At 71.5% G+C, this 18,062-nt stretch carries 11 protein-coding genes and 1 pseudogene; 5 read left to right on the top strand and 7 right to left on the bottom strand.

Annotation, left to right across the window (positions count from 1 at the left end; all coding sequences use genetic code 11):
• The first annotated feature begins 37 nt into the window (after nt 1-37).
• Both ACIQRW_RS14470 and ACIQRW_RS14465 read left to right on the top strand, forming a co-directional pair.
• Nucleotides 38-304 (top strand): WhiB family transcriptional regulator, encoded by a 267-nt coding sequence (locus ACIQRW_RS14470; RefSeq protein WP_403759443.1) that lies wholly within the window; start codon nt 38-40, stop codon nt 302-304.
• Between the two features lie 86 nt (nt 305-390).
• The gene (locus tag ACIQRW_RS14465; RefSeq protein ID WP_403759130.1) at nt 391-777 is read left to right on the top strand and encodes a YkvA family protein; all 387 of its coding nucleotides are present in this window, start codon (nt 391-393) and stop codon (nt 775-777) included.
• On the opposite strand, the gene ACIQRW_RS14460 is transcribed toward ACIQRW_RS14465, so the two are convergent.
• A complete protein-coding gene (locus ACIQRW_RS14460) occupies nt 770-2,122 on the bottom strand; it encodes a DUF6777 domain-containing protein (protein WP_403759127.1) in 1,353 nt (450 codons plus the stop codon). The genes ACIQRW_RS14465 and ACIQRW_RS14460 overlap by 8 nt on opposite strands.
• A gap of 191 nt (nt 2,123-2,313) precedes the next feature.
• On the opposite strand from ACIQRW_RS14460, the gene ACIQRW_RS14455 reads away from it, so the two are divergent.
• Nucleotides 2,314-3,600: a streptophobe family protein gene (locus tag ACIQRW_RS14455; protein ID WP_403759125.1), complete on the top strand. Its 1,287-nt coding sequence runs from the start codon at nt 2,314-2,316 to the stop codon at nt 3,598-3,600.
• 19 nt (nt 3,601-3,619) lie between these two features.
• Here the strand turns inward: ACIQRW_RS14455 and ACIQRW_RS14450 are convergent, their stop codons facing one another.
• The 4 genes from ACIQRW_RS14450 to ACIQRW_RS14435 form a co-directional block, all read right to left on the bottom strand.
• Entirely contained in the window at nt 3,620-4,636 is a 1,017-nt protein-coding gene (locus ACIQRW_RS14450) for a serine/threonine-protein kinase (protein ID WP_403759121.1), read from the bottom strand.
• Between the two features lie 6 nt (nt 4,637-4,642).
• Entirely contained in the window at nt 4,643-5,494 is an 852-nt protein-coding gene (locus ACIQRW_RS14445) for a hypothetical protein (protein ID WP_403759118.1), read from the bottom strand.
• Between the two features lie 9 nt (nt 5,495-5,503).
• The gene (locus ACIQRW_RS14440; RefSeq protein ID WP_403759115.1) at nt 5,504-7,885 is read right to left on the bottom strand and encodes an FHA domain-containing protein; all 2,382 of its coding nucleotides are present in this window, start codon (nt 7,883-7,885) and stop codon (nt 5,504-5,506) included.
• A 115-nt stretch (nt 7,886-8,000) separates the two neighbouring features.
• Nucleotides 8,001-8,417, bottom strand: coding sequence for an ATP-binding protein (locus ACIQRW_RS14435; protein WP_403759112.1), 417 nt, complete (start codon nt 8,415-8,417; stop codon nt 8,001-8,003).
• Nucleotides 8,418-8,836: 419 nt separating this feature from the next.
• Between ACIQRW_RS14435 and ACIQRW_RS14430 the strand changes: the two genes are divergently transcribed.
• The gene (locus ACIQRW_RS14430) at nt 8,837-12,124 is read left to right on the top strand and encodes a LamG-like jellyroll fold domain-containing protein (protein WP_403759109.1); all 3,288 of its coding nucleotides are present in this window, start codon (nt 8,837-8,839) and stop codon (nt 12,122-12,124) included.
• Between the two features lie 461 nt (nt 12,125-12,585).
• Nucleotides 12,586-12,864, top strand: a pseudogene (locus tag ACIQRW_RS14425) (alpha/beta hydrolase); the annotation flags it as partial.
• A gap of 147 nt (nt 12,865-13,011) precedes the next feature.
• Here ACIQRW_RS14425 and ACIQRW_RS14420 read toward each other — a convergent pair.
• Complete coding sequence (locus tag ACIQRW_RS14420; RefSeq protein WP_403759106.1) at nt 13,012-15,366, bottom strand: AbfB domain-containing protein; 2,355 nt, start codon at nt 15,364-15,366, stop codon at nt 13,012-13,014.
• Between the two features lie 85 nt (nt 15,367-15,451).
• Nucleotides 15,452-17,896, bottom strand: a complete 2,445-nt coding sequence (locus ACIQRW_RS14415) for an RICIN domain-containing protein (RefSeq protein ID WP_403759103.1) — start codon at nt 17,894-17,896, stop codon at nt 15,452-15,454.
• Nucleotides 17,897-18,062 lie beyond the last annotated feature (166 nt).

The following is an 18,062-nucleotide window of genomic DNA, read 5'->3' as shown; positions in this document are numbered from 1 at the left end:
GACGTATCGACATCGGGAGTGAGCGGAGTTGAGCAGCATCGAGAACTGGCGCCTGCACGCCGCCTGCCGCGAGGAGGACCCGGACCTGTTCTTCCCCATCGGGAGCACGGGCCCCGCCGTCGTCCAGACCGAGGAGGCCAAGGCCGTCTGCCGGACGTGTCCGGTACAGGCCGCCTGCCTGGAGTGGGCCCTGGAGAACAAGCAGGACTCCGGCATCTGGGGCGGCCTCTCCGAGGACGAGCGGCGCGCCCTGAAGCGCCGCAGCCGCAGGCGGGCGGAGGCCCGGGGGCGCGGTACGGCCTGACCCGTACCGCGGTACTCCCCGGCCCCGAACGGTGACACCACCGCCACGGGTTCGTCATCCGGGAACGAGTGGGTACACGATGAGCCATGGACACCACCACCGTTTGGCTCGTTCTCGGCGCCGTGGCCGTGCTGATCATGCTGGCCTCGGCCGTCGTGCTTCTGGTGCGCGTCTTCAAGGCCAGGAAGCTGTTGGTCGACGCCGGGATCCCGCTGCGCAGCAAGGCGCTCGTCTGGGCGGCCGTCATCTACACCGTGTCACCGGTCGACCTGCTGCCCGACCCCGTCTACCTGGACGACATCGGCTTCCTGCTGGTCGCCCTGCGCTCCCTCCACTCGGCGGCCTCGGCCGCCGGAGTGCGCACGGGCGCGCGGGGGAAGAGCACCCCGTCGGAGAGCCGCCCCGACGCCGTGGGCCGAGGCCGGGCCCGCGAAGCCGATCCGCGCCCCGCGGACCCCGGCCTCCTCAGCTGAACGAGGGAGCCCCCTGCGATACCGTCCCCGGAGCCGGGTCCTGCGGCTCCGGGGAGTCGGGTCCGGGCGGCTGAGGGGCCGACTGCGAGCCCGGCGGGGTCTCGGGTGCGGGCTCGGTCGCCGGGTCGTCGGGCGGGGGCTCCGAGGTCGCCGGGTCCTCCGGCGGCGGTTCGGAGGTCGCCGGATCGTCACCGGGCCGCGACGCCGGGTCCTCGGGCGAGGACTCCGACGGAGTGGCCCCGGACGACGCCGGGCAGGGACGGTCGCCGTCGTCACCCGATCCGGGCGGACAGGGGGAGGCGGACGCGTCCTTCGGCGGATCCGTCTTCTTGTCGCCGTCGCCCGTGTCGCCGGCCGGCCGCTCGAACCAGTCGCCGTTCTCCGGATCGACCATCACGAACTTCTTGACCGGCTTCTTCGACGGCTCCACCACGACCACTTCGGAGGCCCGGTAGCCCGGCCACGCCTTGCCCGTCTGCCGCGGGTCCTCCTGGGCGACGGGCGGCAGTAGCGGGTTCCCGCAGGCGCAGCGCGCCCGGGGCACGCCCCGGTCGTCGACGAGGACCGCGGTACCCGACTGGAGCACCGCCTGGTAGGCGTTGGCCTCGCCGTCCTGGTAGCCGTGGTTGGTGACGCGGGTGTCCATGCGCAGCGTCACGGGGGTGAGCCCCCGCAGATAGCCGGGGACGGCGGACGGCTCGATGTCCTGGACCGAGGCGAACGCCCGGTTCTTGTCCGGAGCCGCCTGCAACACCTTGATCTGCTGCTCCACATCGCAGCTGGCGATCCTGCGGGTGCCCCCGTACAGACCCGGGGCCGCGCCGTCCACGCCACGCGTCACCTGCGCTCCGGTCCTCGACGGGCTCGGTGCGACGGACGGGCTGGCGGTGCCGGGTTCGGGCTCGCTCTCGCGGGCCGTGGACTCCGTGAACGGGTCCGGCCCGGATTCGCCCGCCGCCTGGAGGAACACCTCGCCGCCCGCCTTCGACCCGCCGCCGTCGGGCCGGGTCAGGACGACGACCAGCACCACCGCGGCGACCACGGCCGTCACGATCGCCGCGATCCGGGGGGCCGAACGCCACCAGGGGCGGTCCGGCCCGGGTCCGGGGGCGGCGCCCGAGCCGCTGCCCGGGTCGCCGGGGCCGCCCCCGGAACCCCCCGAATCACCGCCGCCGCCCGAGCCCCCCGGACCGTGCGGTCCGCCGCGGTCGCCGCCACTGGGCGGGCCGGGCGGCGGGCCCGACACGGTGGGAGGGGGCGGTGTGGGGCCGGTGTCCGAGGGGCCCGAGAGCGGGCCGGACGGCGGTCCTGTGGGGCGGCCGGATGGCGGCGGTTGGACACTCACGGGCTCTGCTCCCCGATGTCGGTACCCGCCCCGGACGTCCCTGCCCGGTCCCGTTTCCGTAGGGGGCACATCAGTGAAAAATCCAGGGCATTTCGCCTCATTGTCTGTCCCGCCCCGGCGGTCCCCGCAAGCGGAGGGAGGAACCGGTTCTCCGGGGAGCGGAGCGTTCGGTTGCTGCTTAGCGTGGGGGCGTGAACGTCCGGGCGAGTAACGACGAGAACAGTGCACGCTCCCCCCACGGATGGCGCGACGCGCTCCTGGCGGTCCTCACCGGTGTCCTGGCCATGGTGGCGACCGCGGCGCTGGGCCTGTGGGCGGCCGGGGCGGCCGGCCTCCCCGGTGGCGCCTTCCCGGCCGTCGTCGCCGCGGTGGTGGTGATGGCGGCGGGCGGCTCGGTCGGGCTCTCCGGGGACGCCGGTTCCCTCGTGGGGACGCAGGCCGACCTCTCGGTCCTGCCGCTCTCGGTCACCCTCGTGGGCGCGCTCCTCGTCGCCCGGGGCTTCCTCCGTCCGCTGCGCCACCGGGCCGTCGCCGGGGGCCGCGAACTGGCCGGCTGGGCGGGCCGCGTCGCGGCCCTGTGGATCGTCGCGCTGATCGTGCTCTCGCTGATCGCCCGGCACACCTTCACCCTCTCGGTCGACGACCTCACCGACAGCGGCGCCGGGGACCTCCTCGGCGACGCCCCGAAGGTCGGATTCCGGGCGGAGATCCCGCTCACCCTGGTCTTCGGGCTGCTGTGGCTGGCCGGTGTCCTCGTGCTGGCCCTGCTCGTCTCGCACCGGGCCCCGCTCCCGGCCCGGCTGCTGCGCTTCCAGGAAGCGGTGCGTCCGGCGGCGTACGCCATGGTGGCGCTGCTCCTCGCCTGCGTCGCGCTCGGCGTCGTCGCCGGACTCGTCGTGATGATCACGCGCGGGCACCCCGCCGAGACCGCCGCGGTGCTCCTCCTCGGACTCCCCAACCTGGTCTGGCTCGCGCTCACCCTCGGCCTCGGTGCGTCCTGGGAGGGCAAGGTGGACGGCCCCTTCGGGCTGCCCATGCCCCAGGTGCTCGACTCCGTCCTGCGCACCCCCGACCTCTCCACCCTGAATCTGAGCACCCTCGCCGAACAGGACGGGCGCGTCCGCTGGCTGGTGGTCGTCGTCGCCGTGCTGGTGCTCGCCGCGGCCTTCCTCATGGCGGCGCGGTCGCCCGCCCGGACACGGCTGTGGCAGCACGCGGTGCACATGGCGGTGGCGCTCGTCCTGACCGTGCTGTTCATCTGCCTCACCGCCCGGATCTCCGCCCATTACGGACTGTCCCTCCTGGGCCTGGGGGACTTGGGCGGCGGACTCGGCGGGGAGGTGTCGCTGCGCCCGAAGCTGTGGACGGCGCTCGGGCTCGCGGTGCTGTGGGGCCTGGTCACCGGCTTCCTCGGCAGCCTCGCGGCCTCCCGGGTGCACCGGCGCGGCGAGGTCCGGGATGCGGAACCCGGCGCCTGAACGGCCGCCGCTCCCGCGCTCAGCCGGTGTCCGGGAACATCGGTGCGGCCCAGCGGGGCGGCGCGGGCGGCGGTTCGGGCGCGGCCGACCAGGAACCGGCCGGCGCGTCCACCCGGGTCGGCGCGTGTTCGCCGGGCCGGAGGCCCGCCGCCGCGGCCCGCAGCGCGGCCACGAACCGCAGGCAGGTCTCGTAACGGTCCTCCGGGGACTTGGCGAGCGCCTTCGCCAGTACGCCGTCGACGGCGTCGGGAAGGCCGGGTCGCAGCGCACTGGGCGGGGCGGGCGGGTCGTACTGGTGGGCCCACAGCAGTGCCATGTCGTCGTCCCGCTGGAAGGGAGGCGCACCGGTCAGGGTCTCCTGAACCACGCAGGCGAGGCTGTACACGTCGCACCGCCCGTCCACGGGCCGTCCGGAGATCTGTTCCGGCGCCACGTAGTCGAGGGTGCCGACGAACTGGCCGACCGTGGTGAACCCGGTCAGCGACAGCGACTTCTTCGTCAGCCCGAAGTCCGTGAGGTACACGTGCTCCGGATGGTCGCTGTCGGTGCCCGCCGCCACCAGGATGTTGCCGGGCTTCACGTCCCGGTGCACCAGGTCGTGGTCGTGGGCCGCGTCGAGCGCGGAGGCGACCTGCGCGGCGATCCGGACCGCGGCCGTCAGGTCCAGCGGTCCGCGTCGGTCGATGAGGACCCGCAGATCGGCGCCCGCGACGAAGCGCATGGCGATGTAGAGCAGCCCCTCCGTCTCGCCCGCCTCGAACACCGGCACGATGTGGGGGTGGTCGATCGCGGCCGCCACGCGTGACTCGTGCGTGAACCGCTGCCGGAAGGTGTCGTTCCGGGCCAGCTCGGGGGCGAGCAGTTTCAGCGCGACGATCCGGTCAAGACGCAGGTCCTTGGCGCGGTAGACGACCGCCATGCCGCCGCGGCCGATCTCGGCCTCCACCAGGTAGCTCGCGATCCGCTTGCCGACGAGATCGTCCTCGCGCCCGGTGGGCAGCCCGGCGTCGTGCGACGGAGGAGGCGGCGGCGCCATCGGCCGTCACCGCCCCGCGTCCCCCGACGCCCCGCCGCCGGGCGGTTCGTCGGGCCCGGCGACGGTGATCGCCCGGGTGGGCTCTGCTTCGTCCGGGCCGACCACGCGGGTGGGTTCGGGGGCGTCCGGGGTCACGACGCGGGTGGGTTCGGGGGCGTCCGGGCGGACCACGCGGGTCGGTTCGCCTTCGTCGGCCGTGACCACGCGGGTCGGCTCGGGGCCGTCCGGCGCGACCACACGGGTGGGTTCCGGTTCCTCACCGGCCACGATCCGCGGGGGCTCCGGAGCCGGAGCCCGGGCCTGGACCGGAGTCGCAGCCTGGGCCCGGACCGGAGCCGGCGCCTGGGCCTCCCCGGACGACGGCCCCGCCGCTCCCGGGCCCGCCTGAGCCGCGTACGTGCTCAGCCGCGTCCCGTCGCAGAAGACCCACCGCTCGTGCTCGGCGTCGTACAGCCACACCGACTCCCCGTCCACCACCATCCCCACCCGCAGCCCCCGCGTCCGTTGCCGGAAGCCCTCTCCGTCGCTGCGGCCCTCGGCCAGGTCCTGGGCCGCACGGCGGTACCGGGTCAGCGACTCCTCCGCCCTCGCCAGCAGCGGTCGCGGATCCGCGACGCGTGCGAGCGGCTGCCCGGCGGCCGGCGGGGGCTGCGGTACGGAGACGAGGAGCCGCCCGTCGACCCAGGCCGACCAGCCGTTGGAGCAGGCGACGTACGCCCAGTCCCCGCGCCGGTCCCGCATCTCCACCGGCAGCAGGGCGTCCAGCGGGTCCGTGGGACGGGCGACGTCAGGAGCCTCCCAGGCAGGCAGCCCGTCGGGCGGGACGACGTGCGTGGGGCGGAACTCCGGGGTCGCCATGGAACCGCCTCACTTCCGCATGACCGCGGGCTCGTGCCGCCTCAGCAGTTTCGCGACCACGTATCCGAAGACGAGTGAGAGGACGACCATCATGCCCATGTTGAGCAGCCATACCCCCGCCGAGTGTCCGAAGAGCGGATCGGAGGTCAGCTCGCCCGGCACGATCCGCGCCAGATCGATCGTTCCGGCCATCGCCCCGAGCGCCCACCGCGACGGCACCAGCCACGCCAGCTGCTCCACCCCGGGCACCCCGTTCAGTTTGAGCAGTGCGCCGCAGAAGACGACCTGGACGATGGCGAGGAGGACCAGCAACGGCATCGTCACCTCCTCCTTGCGCACCAGCGCGGAGACCAGGAGGCCGAGCATCATCGCGGTGAAGGACAACAGGGCCACGGCCAGCGTGATCTCCACCAGCGGTGGCAGGAACACCCCTTCGCCGCCCGGCGCGTTGAGGTCGACGCCCACCAGACCCACCAGGGCCAGCACCACGGCCTGGAGGACGGTGACGGTCCCCAGCACCACGATCTTCGACATCAGATACGCGGATCTGGACAGCCCGACGGCTCTCTCCCGCTGGTAGATCACCCGTTCCTTGACCAACTCCCGTACCGCGTTGGCCGCTCCGGTCAGCACGCCGCCCACGCACAGGATCAGCAGCGCGTTCATCGCCGTCTCCTGGGTGAGCCGGCTGCCGGCCAGCGCGCGGGCCATGGCTCCCATGACGAAGGGCAGCGCGATCATGATGATCAGGAACGTCCGGTCCGCGCTCAGCGCGGAGGCGTACCGGCGCACCAGCGTGTGCAGTTGCGCACCCCAGTTACGGGTCTTCGGCGGCGGCGCGACCAGCGCTCCGGGCGCGGCGGGCGGCAGCTGCGGCTGCGCCGTGGCATTGACGATGTACCGCTGGTGGAAGGGCGAGCCGGCGTACGTGGCCGCCCAGTCGCGATCGCGGTCGTTCTCGAACGCCTCGAACGCCTCCGGCCACTCCTCGAACCCGAAGAACGCGAGGGCGTCCTCCGGGGGACCGTAATAGGCGATGCGCCCACCGGGTGCGAGGACGAGCAACCGGTCGCAGACCTCCAGACTCAGCACACTGTGCGTGACGACGATGACGGTACGGCCGTCGTCGGCCAGCCCGCGGAGCATGTGCATGACCGAGCGGTCCATACCGGGGTCGAGCCCCGAGGTCGGCTCGTCCAGGAAGAGCAGCGAAGGCTTGGTCAGCAGCTCCAGGGCCACGCTCACCCGCTTGCGCTGGCCGCCCGAGAGCGAGTGGATCGGCTGGTCGGCGCGTTCTTCGAGGCCGAGTTCCCGGATCACCTCGGCGACCCGCTCCTGCCGCTCGGCCTTCGCGGTGTCCTGCGGGAAGCGCAGCTCGGCGGCGTAACCGAGGGCCTTACGCACGGTCAGCTGCGCATGCAGGATGTCGTCCTGTGGGACGAGGCCGATGCGCTGGCGCAGCTCGGCGAAGTCCCGGTACAGGTCACGGCCGTCGTAGAGCACCGTGCCGCTGTCGGCCGGGCGCTGGCCGGTGAGCGCGTTGAGCAGGGTGGACTTCCCCGCGCCGCTGGGACCCACCACACCGAGCAGGCACTTCTCGCCGACCGGGAAGGAGACCCGGTCCAGCAGGGTCTTGCCGCCCTTGCCCGCCCGGCCGACCGTCACCTCCAGGTCCTGGACGTCCAGCGAGACCTCACCGGTGTCCACGAACTCCTGGAGGGCGTCGCCGACCAGGCAGAACGCCGAGTGGCCGATGCCGACGATGTCACCGGGGCCGACGGGTCCGCGGGTGACCGGCTGACCGTTGAGGAAGGTGCCGTTGTGGCTGCCGAGGTCGACGATCTCGTAGGCGCCGTCGGCCTGCGCCCGCAGTTCGGCGTGGTGGCGGGAGACCACCAGGTCGTCGATGACGAGGTCGTTGCCGGCGTCGCGGCCGATCCGCACGGTCTTCGCGGGCAGCGGCCGCACCGTCGTCGGCTGCCGGAACGTGCCGGTCTCCGCGGGCATCGACACGGCCGACGGCCGGTCGACGGCGGCGGAGAGGGAGGGTGCGGCGGTGGGCACGGGAGGTTCACGGCCCAGGAGGACGGCGCGCGGTCCGTCGCTCGGATTGCCGAAGCGGATCTCGCTGCCCGCGCCGACGTCCGTGGCACGGATGCGCCGGCCGCCGGTGTACGTGCCGTTGGTGCTGTCCTCGTCCTCGATCGTCCAGTGACCGGCCTCGGGGTGCAGGATCGCGTGGTGCCAGGAGACCCGGATGTCGTCGATGACCACGTCGCTCTCCGGGTCGCGCCCGACATGGTAGTCCCGGCTCGGACTCATCACCGTGGAGCCCAGATCGGTCTCCAGAACGAGTTCGGGCGCAGTCGGCGCTGCAGGCCGCTCTCCCATGCCTGAATTCTACCGATACGGGGCAATCGGCGCCCACCGTTCGGTGGTGCCCCGGATCAGCGCCCGCCGTCCGGTGCCGCCTCCGGGTCACCCGGGTCACCCGGAGGCGAGGGGCTCAGCGCGCAACGGTGGCGAGGATGACCTTCCCGCCGTTCGCCGCGTCGCGGACCCGTACCTCCTGAGCCAGCCGCTGGACCATCGGCCAGCCGAATCCGCCGGTCAGGCCGGTCAGATCGGGCGTCCGGTCCTGCGGGTGTGCCGGGCTCGGGTCGGTGACGCGGACGTGGACGCCCCTGCGGTCCGCGGTCAGCCACAGCGCGGTGACGGCCCCCGCGTGCAGGACGGCGTTGGTGACCAGCTCCGACACGAGGATCAGAAGGTTCTGGACCGTGTGCGAGGTCGGCGCCGGGTGCAGCCGTGCGACGAAGGCGCTGACCGCGTCCCGCGCGTCGGCGGCCTTCTCCGGTCGGCAGACGAAGTCGGTCCGGGTCTCGCCGTCCGGTGAAAACGTCATCAGAATGCGGTCGTTCATGGTTTCCACCCCGTCACGTGAGCTTCCTGGCTGAAGTCCGGGTACCCGCGAAACGGCATTCCATGGAAAACCGCCGGGATGAATCACGTGAACCACGTGAACCACGTGAACCACGTGAACCACGTGAACCACGTGAACCACGTGAACCACGTGAACCACGCGAACCGCCTGAAGCGTGCGAAGCGTGCGCGGCGGGCCGTCGCGCGGCCGGGGGCCCTGTCGGGGTGCGCTCCGCGGACCGGGGACCCCGGCCGGCCCGTGGGGGGTGCCGTGGCCGCGCCGGCGGCGACCAGATTTCTATCGTTGAAAATTCTGCGTGCACGACCGTTGTGCAGTGTTTGGTGTTGTGGCTCAATGTTCGACTATGTGCAGTGCCTCGCTGGTTCGAGGCACCCCGGCTCTTCGACGAGGACGACGCCTTGAGACGACAACACCCGCGCCCCCGCGCCCTGTTCAGGGCCCTGACCTGCGCTGCGGCGCTGCTCATACCGGTCGGTGCCACCCTGGTCCCGACGGCGGCCGCCGCACCCGCCGTACCGGCCGAAGCCACCGCGAAGGCCTTCACGGCCGACGACCCGGTCACCGATGTCCACGGGCTGAAGGGCGAGTACTTCAGCATGTCCGCCCCGGGCGCCCGTGACTTCGCCGAACTCGGCGCCACCTCCCTGGACCCCGAGATCAACTTCCCCGGCCTCACCGGGACGTTCGAGTCGGCCACCGGCAAGACCGAGCACACGACGGCCCGTTGGACGGGGCAGATCGAAGCCCCCGAGACCGGGGAGTACACCTTCTCCGCCATCGGCGACAACGGCTTCCGGCTCTTCCTCGACGGCAACGTTGTCATCGACCACTGGGAGCCGGACTGGGACAAGGAGCAGCACAGCGCTCCGATCGCCCTGAAGGCCGGGGAGAAGCACGACTTCAAGCTGGAGATGTTCCAGGACATCGGCGGCGCCAGCATGTTCCTGCGCTGGGGGAGCGACACCCTCAAGAAGCAGATCGTGCCAGAGTCGGCCTTCACCCCGCCCGCCGACTTCGAGGTCTACCCGGTCGCCCTGAGCGTCGCCGAGAACGGCAAGCGCCTCCAGGCCACCTTCAGGGACCGCGTCTCGGACTACCGGAAGGTGAAGGAGCACCTCAAGATCGAGGTCGACACCTCCCCGATGCCGGTGAAGTCGGTGAACCGGGCCTCGGACGATCCGAGGGCGCTGATCATCGATCTCGCCGCACCGGTCCAGAAGGACCAGCGCGTCAAGGTCGTCTACGACGGCCAGGGCGGTCTGAAGTCGGGGACCGAGACCGTCCCGGAGATCGGCCGCACCGCCAAGAACCTCTCCACGCACCGCCTCACCACCACCTGGGGCGACAAGCTGGACAAGAACCACCCGCTGCCGGAGTACCCCCGGCCGCAGCAGGTCCGCGACCAGTGGAAGAACCTCAACGGTCCCTGGGAGTTCGCCGGGGCCACCGAGGGCGAGCAGCCGGTCTTCGGCAAGAAGCTCGACGAGAAGATCATCGTGCCGTTCCCGGTCGAGTCCCAGCTCTCCGGCCTGGAGCGCGACGAGGACCACATGTTCTACCGGAAGCTCGTCACCGTGCCGAAGAACTGGTCGGTCGGCAAAGACAGGAACGGCAAGGACAAGCGCCTGAAGCTCAACTTCGACGCCGTCGACTACAAGTCCACCGTGTGGGTCAACGGCACCAAGGTCGCCGAACACACCGGCGGCTACACCGGGTTCACCGCCGACATCACCGACGCGCTTCTGGGCAGCGGCCCACAGGAGATCGTCGTCGCCGTCACCGACAAGACCGGTCCCAACCAGCCCAAGGGCAAGCAGTCCACCAACCCCGGCGGCATCGTCTACACCCCGACCTCCGGCATCTGGCAGACCGTGTGGATGGAGCCGGTGGCACCCGCCGCCATCGACTCCCTGACCACCACCCCGGACATCGACACCGGCCGCCTCGCGGTCACCGTCAACTCCGCGAAGGCCTCCGCCGACGCCCGGATCACCGCCGTCGCCCGCGACCGCAAGGGCAAAGTCGTCGGTACGGTCACCGGACCGGCCAACCGCGAGCTGAGCCTGAAGCTCAAGAGCCAGCACCTCTGGTCGCCGGACGACCCCTACCTCTACGACCTCGACGTCTCCCTCACCGACGGCCGCTCCAAGGACAGCGTCGAGAGCTACTTCGGGATGCGCCAGCTGAAGATCGACAAGGTTGGCGGCTACCAGAAACTCGTCCTCAACGGGAAGCCCTTCTTCTCCCTCGCCATGCTCGACCAGGGCTTCTGGCCCGACGGGCTGTACACCCAGCCCAGCGACGCCGCCCTCACCTTCGACCTGAAGGCCCAGAAGGACCTCGGCTTCAACGCCGTACGCAAGCACATCAAGGTGGAGTCGCCGCGCTGGTACTACCACGCCGACCGGCTCGGACTGCTCGTATGGCAGGACTTCGTCAACGCCGACATCGACAACGACACCGGCAAGAACGCCTTCCTCACCCAGGGGAAGGAGATGATGAAGCAGTTCCACAACTACCCCTCGATCAGCGGCTGGATCGTCTTCAACGAGGGCTGGGGCGAGTGGGACCGCACCGAAACCGGCAAGATCGCCGAGGACGTCAAGGCGCTGGACCCGTCCCGCGTCGTCAACGCGCACAGCGGCGTCAACTGCTGCGCCTCCAAGGGTGATTCCGGCAAGGGCGAGATCATCGACCACCACGACTACGTGAACAACGACCCCGCCTTCCCGGACGACCGGCGCGCCGCGATGGACGGCGAGCACGGCGGCTTCACGCTCCGGACGCCGGGGCACATGTGGCCCGGTGCGCCCGCCAACATCTACAGCGGGGTCGCGGACAAGGCCGCCCTCACCGCGAAGTATGTCGACAACACCCGTACGTACTACCTCGCCGCCGCCGGCGCCGAGCTGTCCGGTTCCGTCTACACCCAGGTCAGCGACCTGGAGAACGAGCTGAACGGTCTGTGGACGTACGACCGTCGGGAGATCAAGGTCGACCCGAGGAAGGTCCGGGAGATCAACCGCCAGGTCATCGCCGCCGGGGCCAACGCCGGTGAGCGCGACGAGCTGAAGGGCGGCGGCTCCTGGTCGCTCGACGAGAACAAGGGCACGACCGCCCGCGACAGCGGCCCCAACAAGGCCCATCTCGCCCTGGAGGGCGGCACGTCCTGGGCGCCGGGCGTCACGGGCTCGGCGCTGAAGTTCGACGGTGAGGGGCAGTACGCGCAGAGCGCCGGCCCGGTCGTGGACACCACGAAGGACTACACGGTCTCCGCGTGGGCCTCGCTGGACGCGGTACCGGGCAATTACGCCACCGTCGTCAGCCAGGACGGCCGCCGCACCGAGAACCCCTTCTACCTCCAGTACGGGCAGGGCGCGTTCGCCTTCTCCACCCCGGGCGGCAAGCGCGCCCGCCTGGAGATCACCCCGGAGACCGGTAAGTGGTACCACCTGGTCGGGGTCCGCGAGGGCGACACGATCACGCTGTATATCGACGGGAAGCCCGCCGCCACCACCGAGGCCGGGCCGGCCGATGTGAGCACCGGCCCGCTCTCCGTCGGGCGGGCCCAGTACGACGGCGCCAGGGGTGACTTCTGGAACGGATCCGTCGATCAGGTCGGGGTGTACGACAAGGCCCTGACCGCCGAGGAGGTGTCCGCACTCCACGGCCGTCAGCAGCCGTAACGCGGGAAGGACCACGGGTCCGCCTTCCTCGCGCCGAACCTCCCGGCGCGGGGGAGCGGGCCCCTGCCCCGTCCTCCGCTTCTACAACTCGCGGACCATGCACGCCGGTTGCGTCACTCCCAGGGTGGAGGTGAGGTGCAGCCCGACGGGGGATCCGCACGTACGGACGGATCCTGAATGATCCTCCCTGTCCGAACATGTGACCGGAAGGATCGATATCGTACGCACCAGCCGACGTCTCGTGCCCCTGTTAGCGGTAAGCATCACGGCAACGCTTGCCCCCGCGCTGGTCACCTCCACGGCCACCGCCGCTCCGGCCGCCTCCCCGGCGGCGTCCTTCCCGTCCAGCGCGTCCCCGTCCGCCGGCAAGGGCGCGCTGGACCGTTACGCGAAGCAGAAGCCGCGCTGGAAGCGGTGCGAGGCCGCCGCGCCCGCCGAGTTCCGGTGCGCCACGATCAAGGGACTCGCAGACGCCGCTGCCCAGCGGCCAGGCCCTGCACGCACAGATGCGCGGGTCGAAGATGGTCACCGTCCTCGGCGGCGAGGGCCACGGCGTCTATCCCAGCGGCAACGCGTGCGCGGACGGTGCGGTCAACCGCTACCTGCTCACGGGCAGTCTCCCGGCCAAGGACGTGACCTGCCGGGCGACCGCCGAGTCGAACGAGCGGGCGCGGCAGAACCGGAAGGAAGACGCGCTCCCCGGGTCTCCGCTCCCGGACCGCGCCCCTGACCGCTTCTGACTCCGGGCGCACATCTTTCTCCCCCCGCACACAGCCGGCTCTCTCCCTCCACCCGCACACAGTCGGCCCGGCCGCGACGGAAGACTCTCTCCGTCGCGGCCGGGCCGGCCGGTCGTTCATCCGCTCATCGCCATCGGCCCCCGGGGATCACGGGGCCCAGGGCGCGTCCACCGCCCAGGTGGTGTCCTCGGCGAAGGAGGCCGGACTGTCGAAGGCCCGCCCGCCGCCGGGAGTGGCGAGCCACACCTCGGAGTCGATGTGGCGCAGATAGCTGCCGGGCAGATTGGCGCTGGTGAACCGCACCCCGCCGTTGCCCGCGACCGCGCACCAGGTGGCATCCGCCTTGAACAGCGCGGAGTTGTCGTTGGCGTCGCGCCGCACCCGGAACTCCCGGTGGCGGAGGAACTCGCCGGGGTAGTTCCGGGACTCGAAGGAGTAGCAGTTGCCGTTGGCGAGCCCGGGGACGATCTTCCAGGTGGCGTCCGCCTTCAGCACGGCCGGACTCCCGCTGTTCACCACCTCGGTGAAGGCCAGCCCGTCGTAGTGCCGCAGGTGCTTCGTCGTGTGCCCGGGCGTGGTGACCCGCAGCGACCTGTTCTGCCCGGTGGGGAGGTTCACCGGGGGAGCGGGGTTCCGGGACGCCTGGATCAGGGCCTGGTTGGCGGCCTTGACCCGGGCGGTGTCGACCTTGACCACCTGGCGGTCGTAGGTCAGCAGTCCGTTCGCCTCGTTCTCGACGTCCGTGATCTCCGTGTAGACCGACGCGGAGAGCCCGGCGGGCAGTTGGCCGACGCGGATGGCGTCGAGGAGGCCCACGAAGCGGTTGTTGAGAGCCGCGATGCTCGGCTGGTCCTCGTAGCTGAAGCCGCCGCCCGGATACCACTCGTGACCGGGCACCTTGTAGCCGAGCCCGCCGAACTCGCCCAGCACGGCGGCCCGGGTGGCGCTCGGCGCGGTGTTGCCGGGGCCGACGTAGATGTGGTTGTCGACCACGTCGCCGTTGCCGCCGTCGACCGAGCCGCAGCAGTTGACCCCGCTCATGTTGTTGACCAGGCGCGAGGGGTCCTGGGCCTTGACCTCGTCGGCGATCCGGGCCTGGTCGTACTGCCCCCAGCCCTCGTTCTGGTTGACCCACATCACCACCGAAGGTGAGCTGCGGTGCTGGTCGATGATGGTGCGGTACTCCGCCTCCCACTGGGTGCGCGCGGGCCCGTCCGGCACCTTGCCGGTGTCCATCGACGGCATGTCCTGCCACACCAGCAGACCCAGCTTGTCCGCCCAGTAGAACCACCGCTGCGGCTCCACCTTGATGTGCTTGCGGACCATGTTGAAGCCGAGGTCCTTGTGCGCCTGGAGGTCGTACTTCAGCGCCTCGTCGCTCGGCGCGGTGTAGATGCCGTCCGGCCAGTACCCCTGGTCCAGGGTGCCGGTCTGGAACACGAACTTCCCGTTGAGCACCGGCCGCAGGATGTTGTCGACCTTCGCGATCCCCACGGACCGCATGCCGGTGTAGCTGCCCACGGTGTCGGTGACGGCCGACCCGTCGAGCAGGTCCGCCCTCACGTCGTACAGGAACGGATCCTCGGGGGTCCACAGCCGCGGATTCGGAACGGGTACGGAGATCTCCCCGCCCACCGTGCCGGTCGCCGTGCCCACCGCCGTACCGCCGCTGGAGACGGTGATCCGGGCGCTCCTGCCCGCCGCACCCGCCGTCTGGACCTTCACCCTCAGGGTGCTGTTCCCCAGGTTCGGCGTCATGTCGAGGCGGGTGATGTGGGCGGCGGCCACCGGTTCCAGCCAGACCGTCTGCCAGATGCCGGAGGCCGCGGTGTAGAAGATCCCGCCGCCCGGGTGCGGCTTCACGTCGTTGATCCGCTGCTTGCCGACCGCCTGGCCGCCGGTCTGGCTCGGGTCGTACACGGAGACCACGACGGTGTTCGTACCCCCGTTCAGCTGCGGGGTGATGTCGTACGCGAACGAGTCGAAGCCGCCCTTGTGCGCGCCGACCTGGGTGCCGTTGACCCAGACCGTCGTCTGCCAGTCGGAGGCGCCGAAGTGCAGCTTGACCCGGCGGCCGTCCCAGTTCGCGGGAACGGTGAAGGTCCGCTTGTACCAGAGCTTGTCGTTCTCGGTGATCCGGCGCTGGATGCCGGAGAGCGCCGATTCGGCGACGAACGGGACCCGGATCTGCTCCGGGAACGTGGCCGGCTGCCCGGCGTCACGGCCGGTGACCGCGAAGTCCCAGATGCCGTTGAGGTTCGTCCAGTCCGGCCGGGTCAGCTGCGGGCGCGGGTACTCCGGCAGTGGCTTGTCCACCGGGACCTGGTTCGTCCACGGCGTCGTCATGGGCGCCGGCTTCGGCTCCCAGGCGGCGGCGGGCGCGGCGGCGGCAGGGGAGGTGCCGGTCCCCACGAGGGCGGTGGCCACCAGGGCGAGGAGGCCGGTGGTGGCCGTTAACCTCCGCCACCAGGTGCGATGGCGGGGTGCGGGTGCTGGTCGCATGCGGAAACATCCCTTTCTACGGTCGTACGGGGACGACTCCCCGCGCCGGAGCGGTGCGGGGAGCGGTGCGGGGAAGGGAGGGCTGTCAGAGGAGCCGCCACAGGTGGTCGGCCGTTCCGTTGTCGTCGTACTGGACGACATGGGCGCTGTCGGCCGTGGACATCCCGTCCACGCCCAGCACCTTCGCGGAGTTCCGGTTGCGGACGCGGTACCAGCCGTCGCCGTCCGGGACGAGCTGCCAGAGGTGGTCGGCGGTGTCGTTGTCGTCGAACTGCACGACGTGCGCGCTGTTCGCGGTGGACATCAGGTCGACGCCCAGCACCTTGCCGGAGTGCCGGTTGCGGATCCGGTACCAGCCGTCCCCGTTGGCCACCAGCCGCCAGAGGTGGTCGGCCGTCCCCGTGTCCCCGAACTGCACGACGTGGGCGCTGTTCGCGGTCGACATGCCGTCCACGCCGAGCACCTTGCCGGAGTGCCGGTTCGCGATCCGGTACCAGCGGTCCGCCAGCCACGGTTCCGCGTCCGGGGCGGCCGTCGGGAAGGACGTGATCCGCAGCCTGGCCGCACCCATCGGCACCAGGGTGACCTCCTCGACCGGCTCGGCCGAGCGCGCCGGACTCGCCTGGAGCGGAGCGACCACCCGCTCGTCGTCCGCCGTCCACTCCGGGATGCGGCGGGCGCGGGCGGTCAGGGTGAGCGGGGTGCCCTCCAGGGTGAACGGGTTGTCGCCGGGCGCCCGGTCCGTGGAGTGGTGGCGCAGGGAAGCGGCGGGGTGGGCGGTGTCCAGGACGAGGCCGTAGTTCCAGGGGGTCGTGGCGTGGACCGCGTACTCCGGGAACGTGTCGCTGCCGCCGATCCGTTCGTACCGTTCCCCGATTCGCAGGGAGTACGTGAGCGGCCCGTGGTCCACGCTGACCGAGCCGCGGTTGTCCGCCCAGGTGCGTACGGCGGTCCGCTGCGGCAGCCGCAGGGTGACCTCGTCACCGTTCGACCAGGTCCGCTCGATCCGGGTGAAGGCAGGCCCGGCGGGGGCGGTGACGCGCTGCCCGTTGACCCGGATGTCCGGGTCCGCGCACCAGGCCGGGACGCGCAGGACCAGCGGGAAGCGCAGCGGCTTCGGTGAGGTGAGGGAGAGCGTGACCGTGTCGGTGAAGGGGTAGCCGGTCTTCTCGGTGAACGTCACCTCGGTGCCGTCCGCGACCTTCGCCGTCACCTCGCTCGGCGCGTACATCGCCGCCGCGAGCCCGCCGTCCGGGGTGGCGAGCCACAGCTCCTCGGTGAAGTACGGCCAGCCCATGCCGTAGTTGTGCGGGCAGCAGCGGTACTGGTCGACGCCCGGCAGATACGCCAGCATCGCGAAGCCGTTCTGGAACTGGCGGTCCCGCTTGGGCGCGTCGTCCAGGTCCACGCTGTTGGCGCAGGTGATGTAGTGCACCGCCCGGCCCGACGGATCGAGCGACGCCGGAAGCGAGTTGAACGCCAGCTCCTCGCAGCGGTCCGCCCACAACGGGTCCCCGGTGATCCGGGTGAGCAGCTGGTGGCTGGCCATGAACTCGACGATGCCGCAGGTTTCGAAGCCCTGGCGGGGGTCGCCGTGGCCCGGCCGGGCGTTCTCGTCGCCGGCGAAGCCGCCGCCGGGGAACTGGCCGTACGCGTCCATGGCCTTCGCGTATGTGCCGTAGGTGTCACGGGTGTCGGTGGCCGAGCCGCTGCGCAGCGCGAACTGGGCGGGCTCCCGGAAGCCCTGCGCGATGTTGACGTTGTGCGGATTGACCAGGTTGTCGCCCCAGTCGGCACCGTACCGGTGGATCTTGTCGACGAGGTCCAGGAGGAACGCGTCGCCGGTGCGGTTGTAGAGCCACATGACGCTGTCCAGGCCGTCGCCCCAGCGCAGCGCGATCCAGCTGGTGTCGAAGGCCCCCGGGCCCTGGGCGTTCATGTAACGGAAGAAGCGGCTGAGGAACGGGATGATCCGGGTGTCGCCGCTGTACTCCTGCCAGGAGCGCAGGGCCTGGATCAGCGGGAGGAACGGCCAGAAGTCGGGGCCACCGTTCAGTGAGGTGCGCAGCGCCTTCGGGCCGAAGAAGCCGTCGGACTGCCCGGTGGCGAGGATCGCGTCCAGCCAGCGGCGGGTGGTGGCCAGCGCGGTCGCGTCTCCGGTGACGATCGCGAGATCGGCGTATCCGCGCAGCCAGTAGGGGACTTCCTCCCAGCCGCCCCGGTCCGGGCGCACCCAGCCGGTGGCCGTGAAGTCGAGGAAGTGCGAGAGCTCCTCGTACCGGCCGCACAGCCCCTCCAGTTGGAGCTTCAGCTGCCCGGCCAGCCAGCCGCGCGCGGTCACTCTGCCGGGCGGCAGCTTCAGGAACGCGGTGGGGTGCAGTGGGGCGGCGTTGGGGGAGTAGTGGCCGCCCCGGGCGGCCGGGGCCCGGTGGCGGTCGGGGGTCGCGGCGGTCGCCCACCGGCTCGTCGCGCCGGTGGTGATGGCGGTGGCCACCGCGGAGGTGATGAGCTGCCTGCGGTTCAGGGGCATCGGTGCGGCTCCTGCTCTCGGGCCCGGCCGTCTGTGCCGCGGCCGGCTCGGTGGGGGTGGCCGCACGGCGCCGTGGCCGTGCGGGGCGGGGCTGGGCGGTGCGCTGTGCGGCTGACGTGCGGCGGAGCGGGGAACAGGCCGCTGCCGGGCGTGTGGTGGGGCCCGG

It is taken from the genome of Streptomyces sp. NPDC091287 (assembly GCF_044768525.1).
GTDB lineage: Bacteria > Actinomycetota > Actinomycetes > Streptomycetales > Streptomycetaceae > Streptomyces.
Note: the sequence above shows the minus strand (reverse complement) of the source record. Positions and strands in the feature narration are given on the sequence as shown.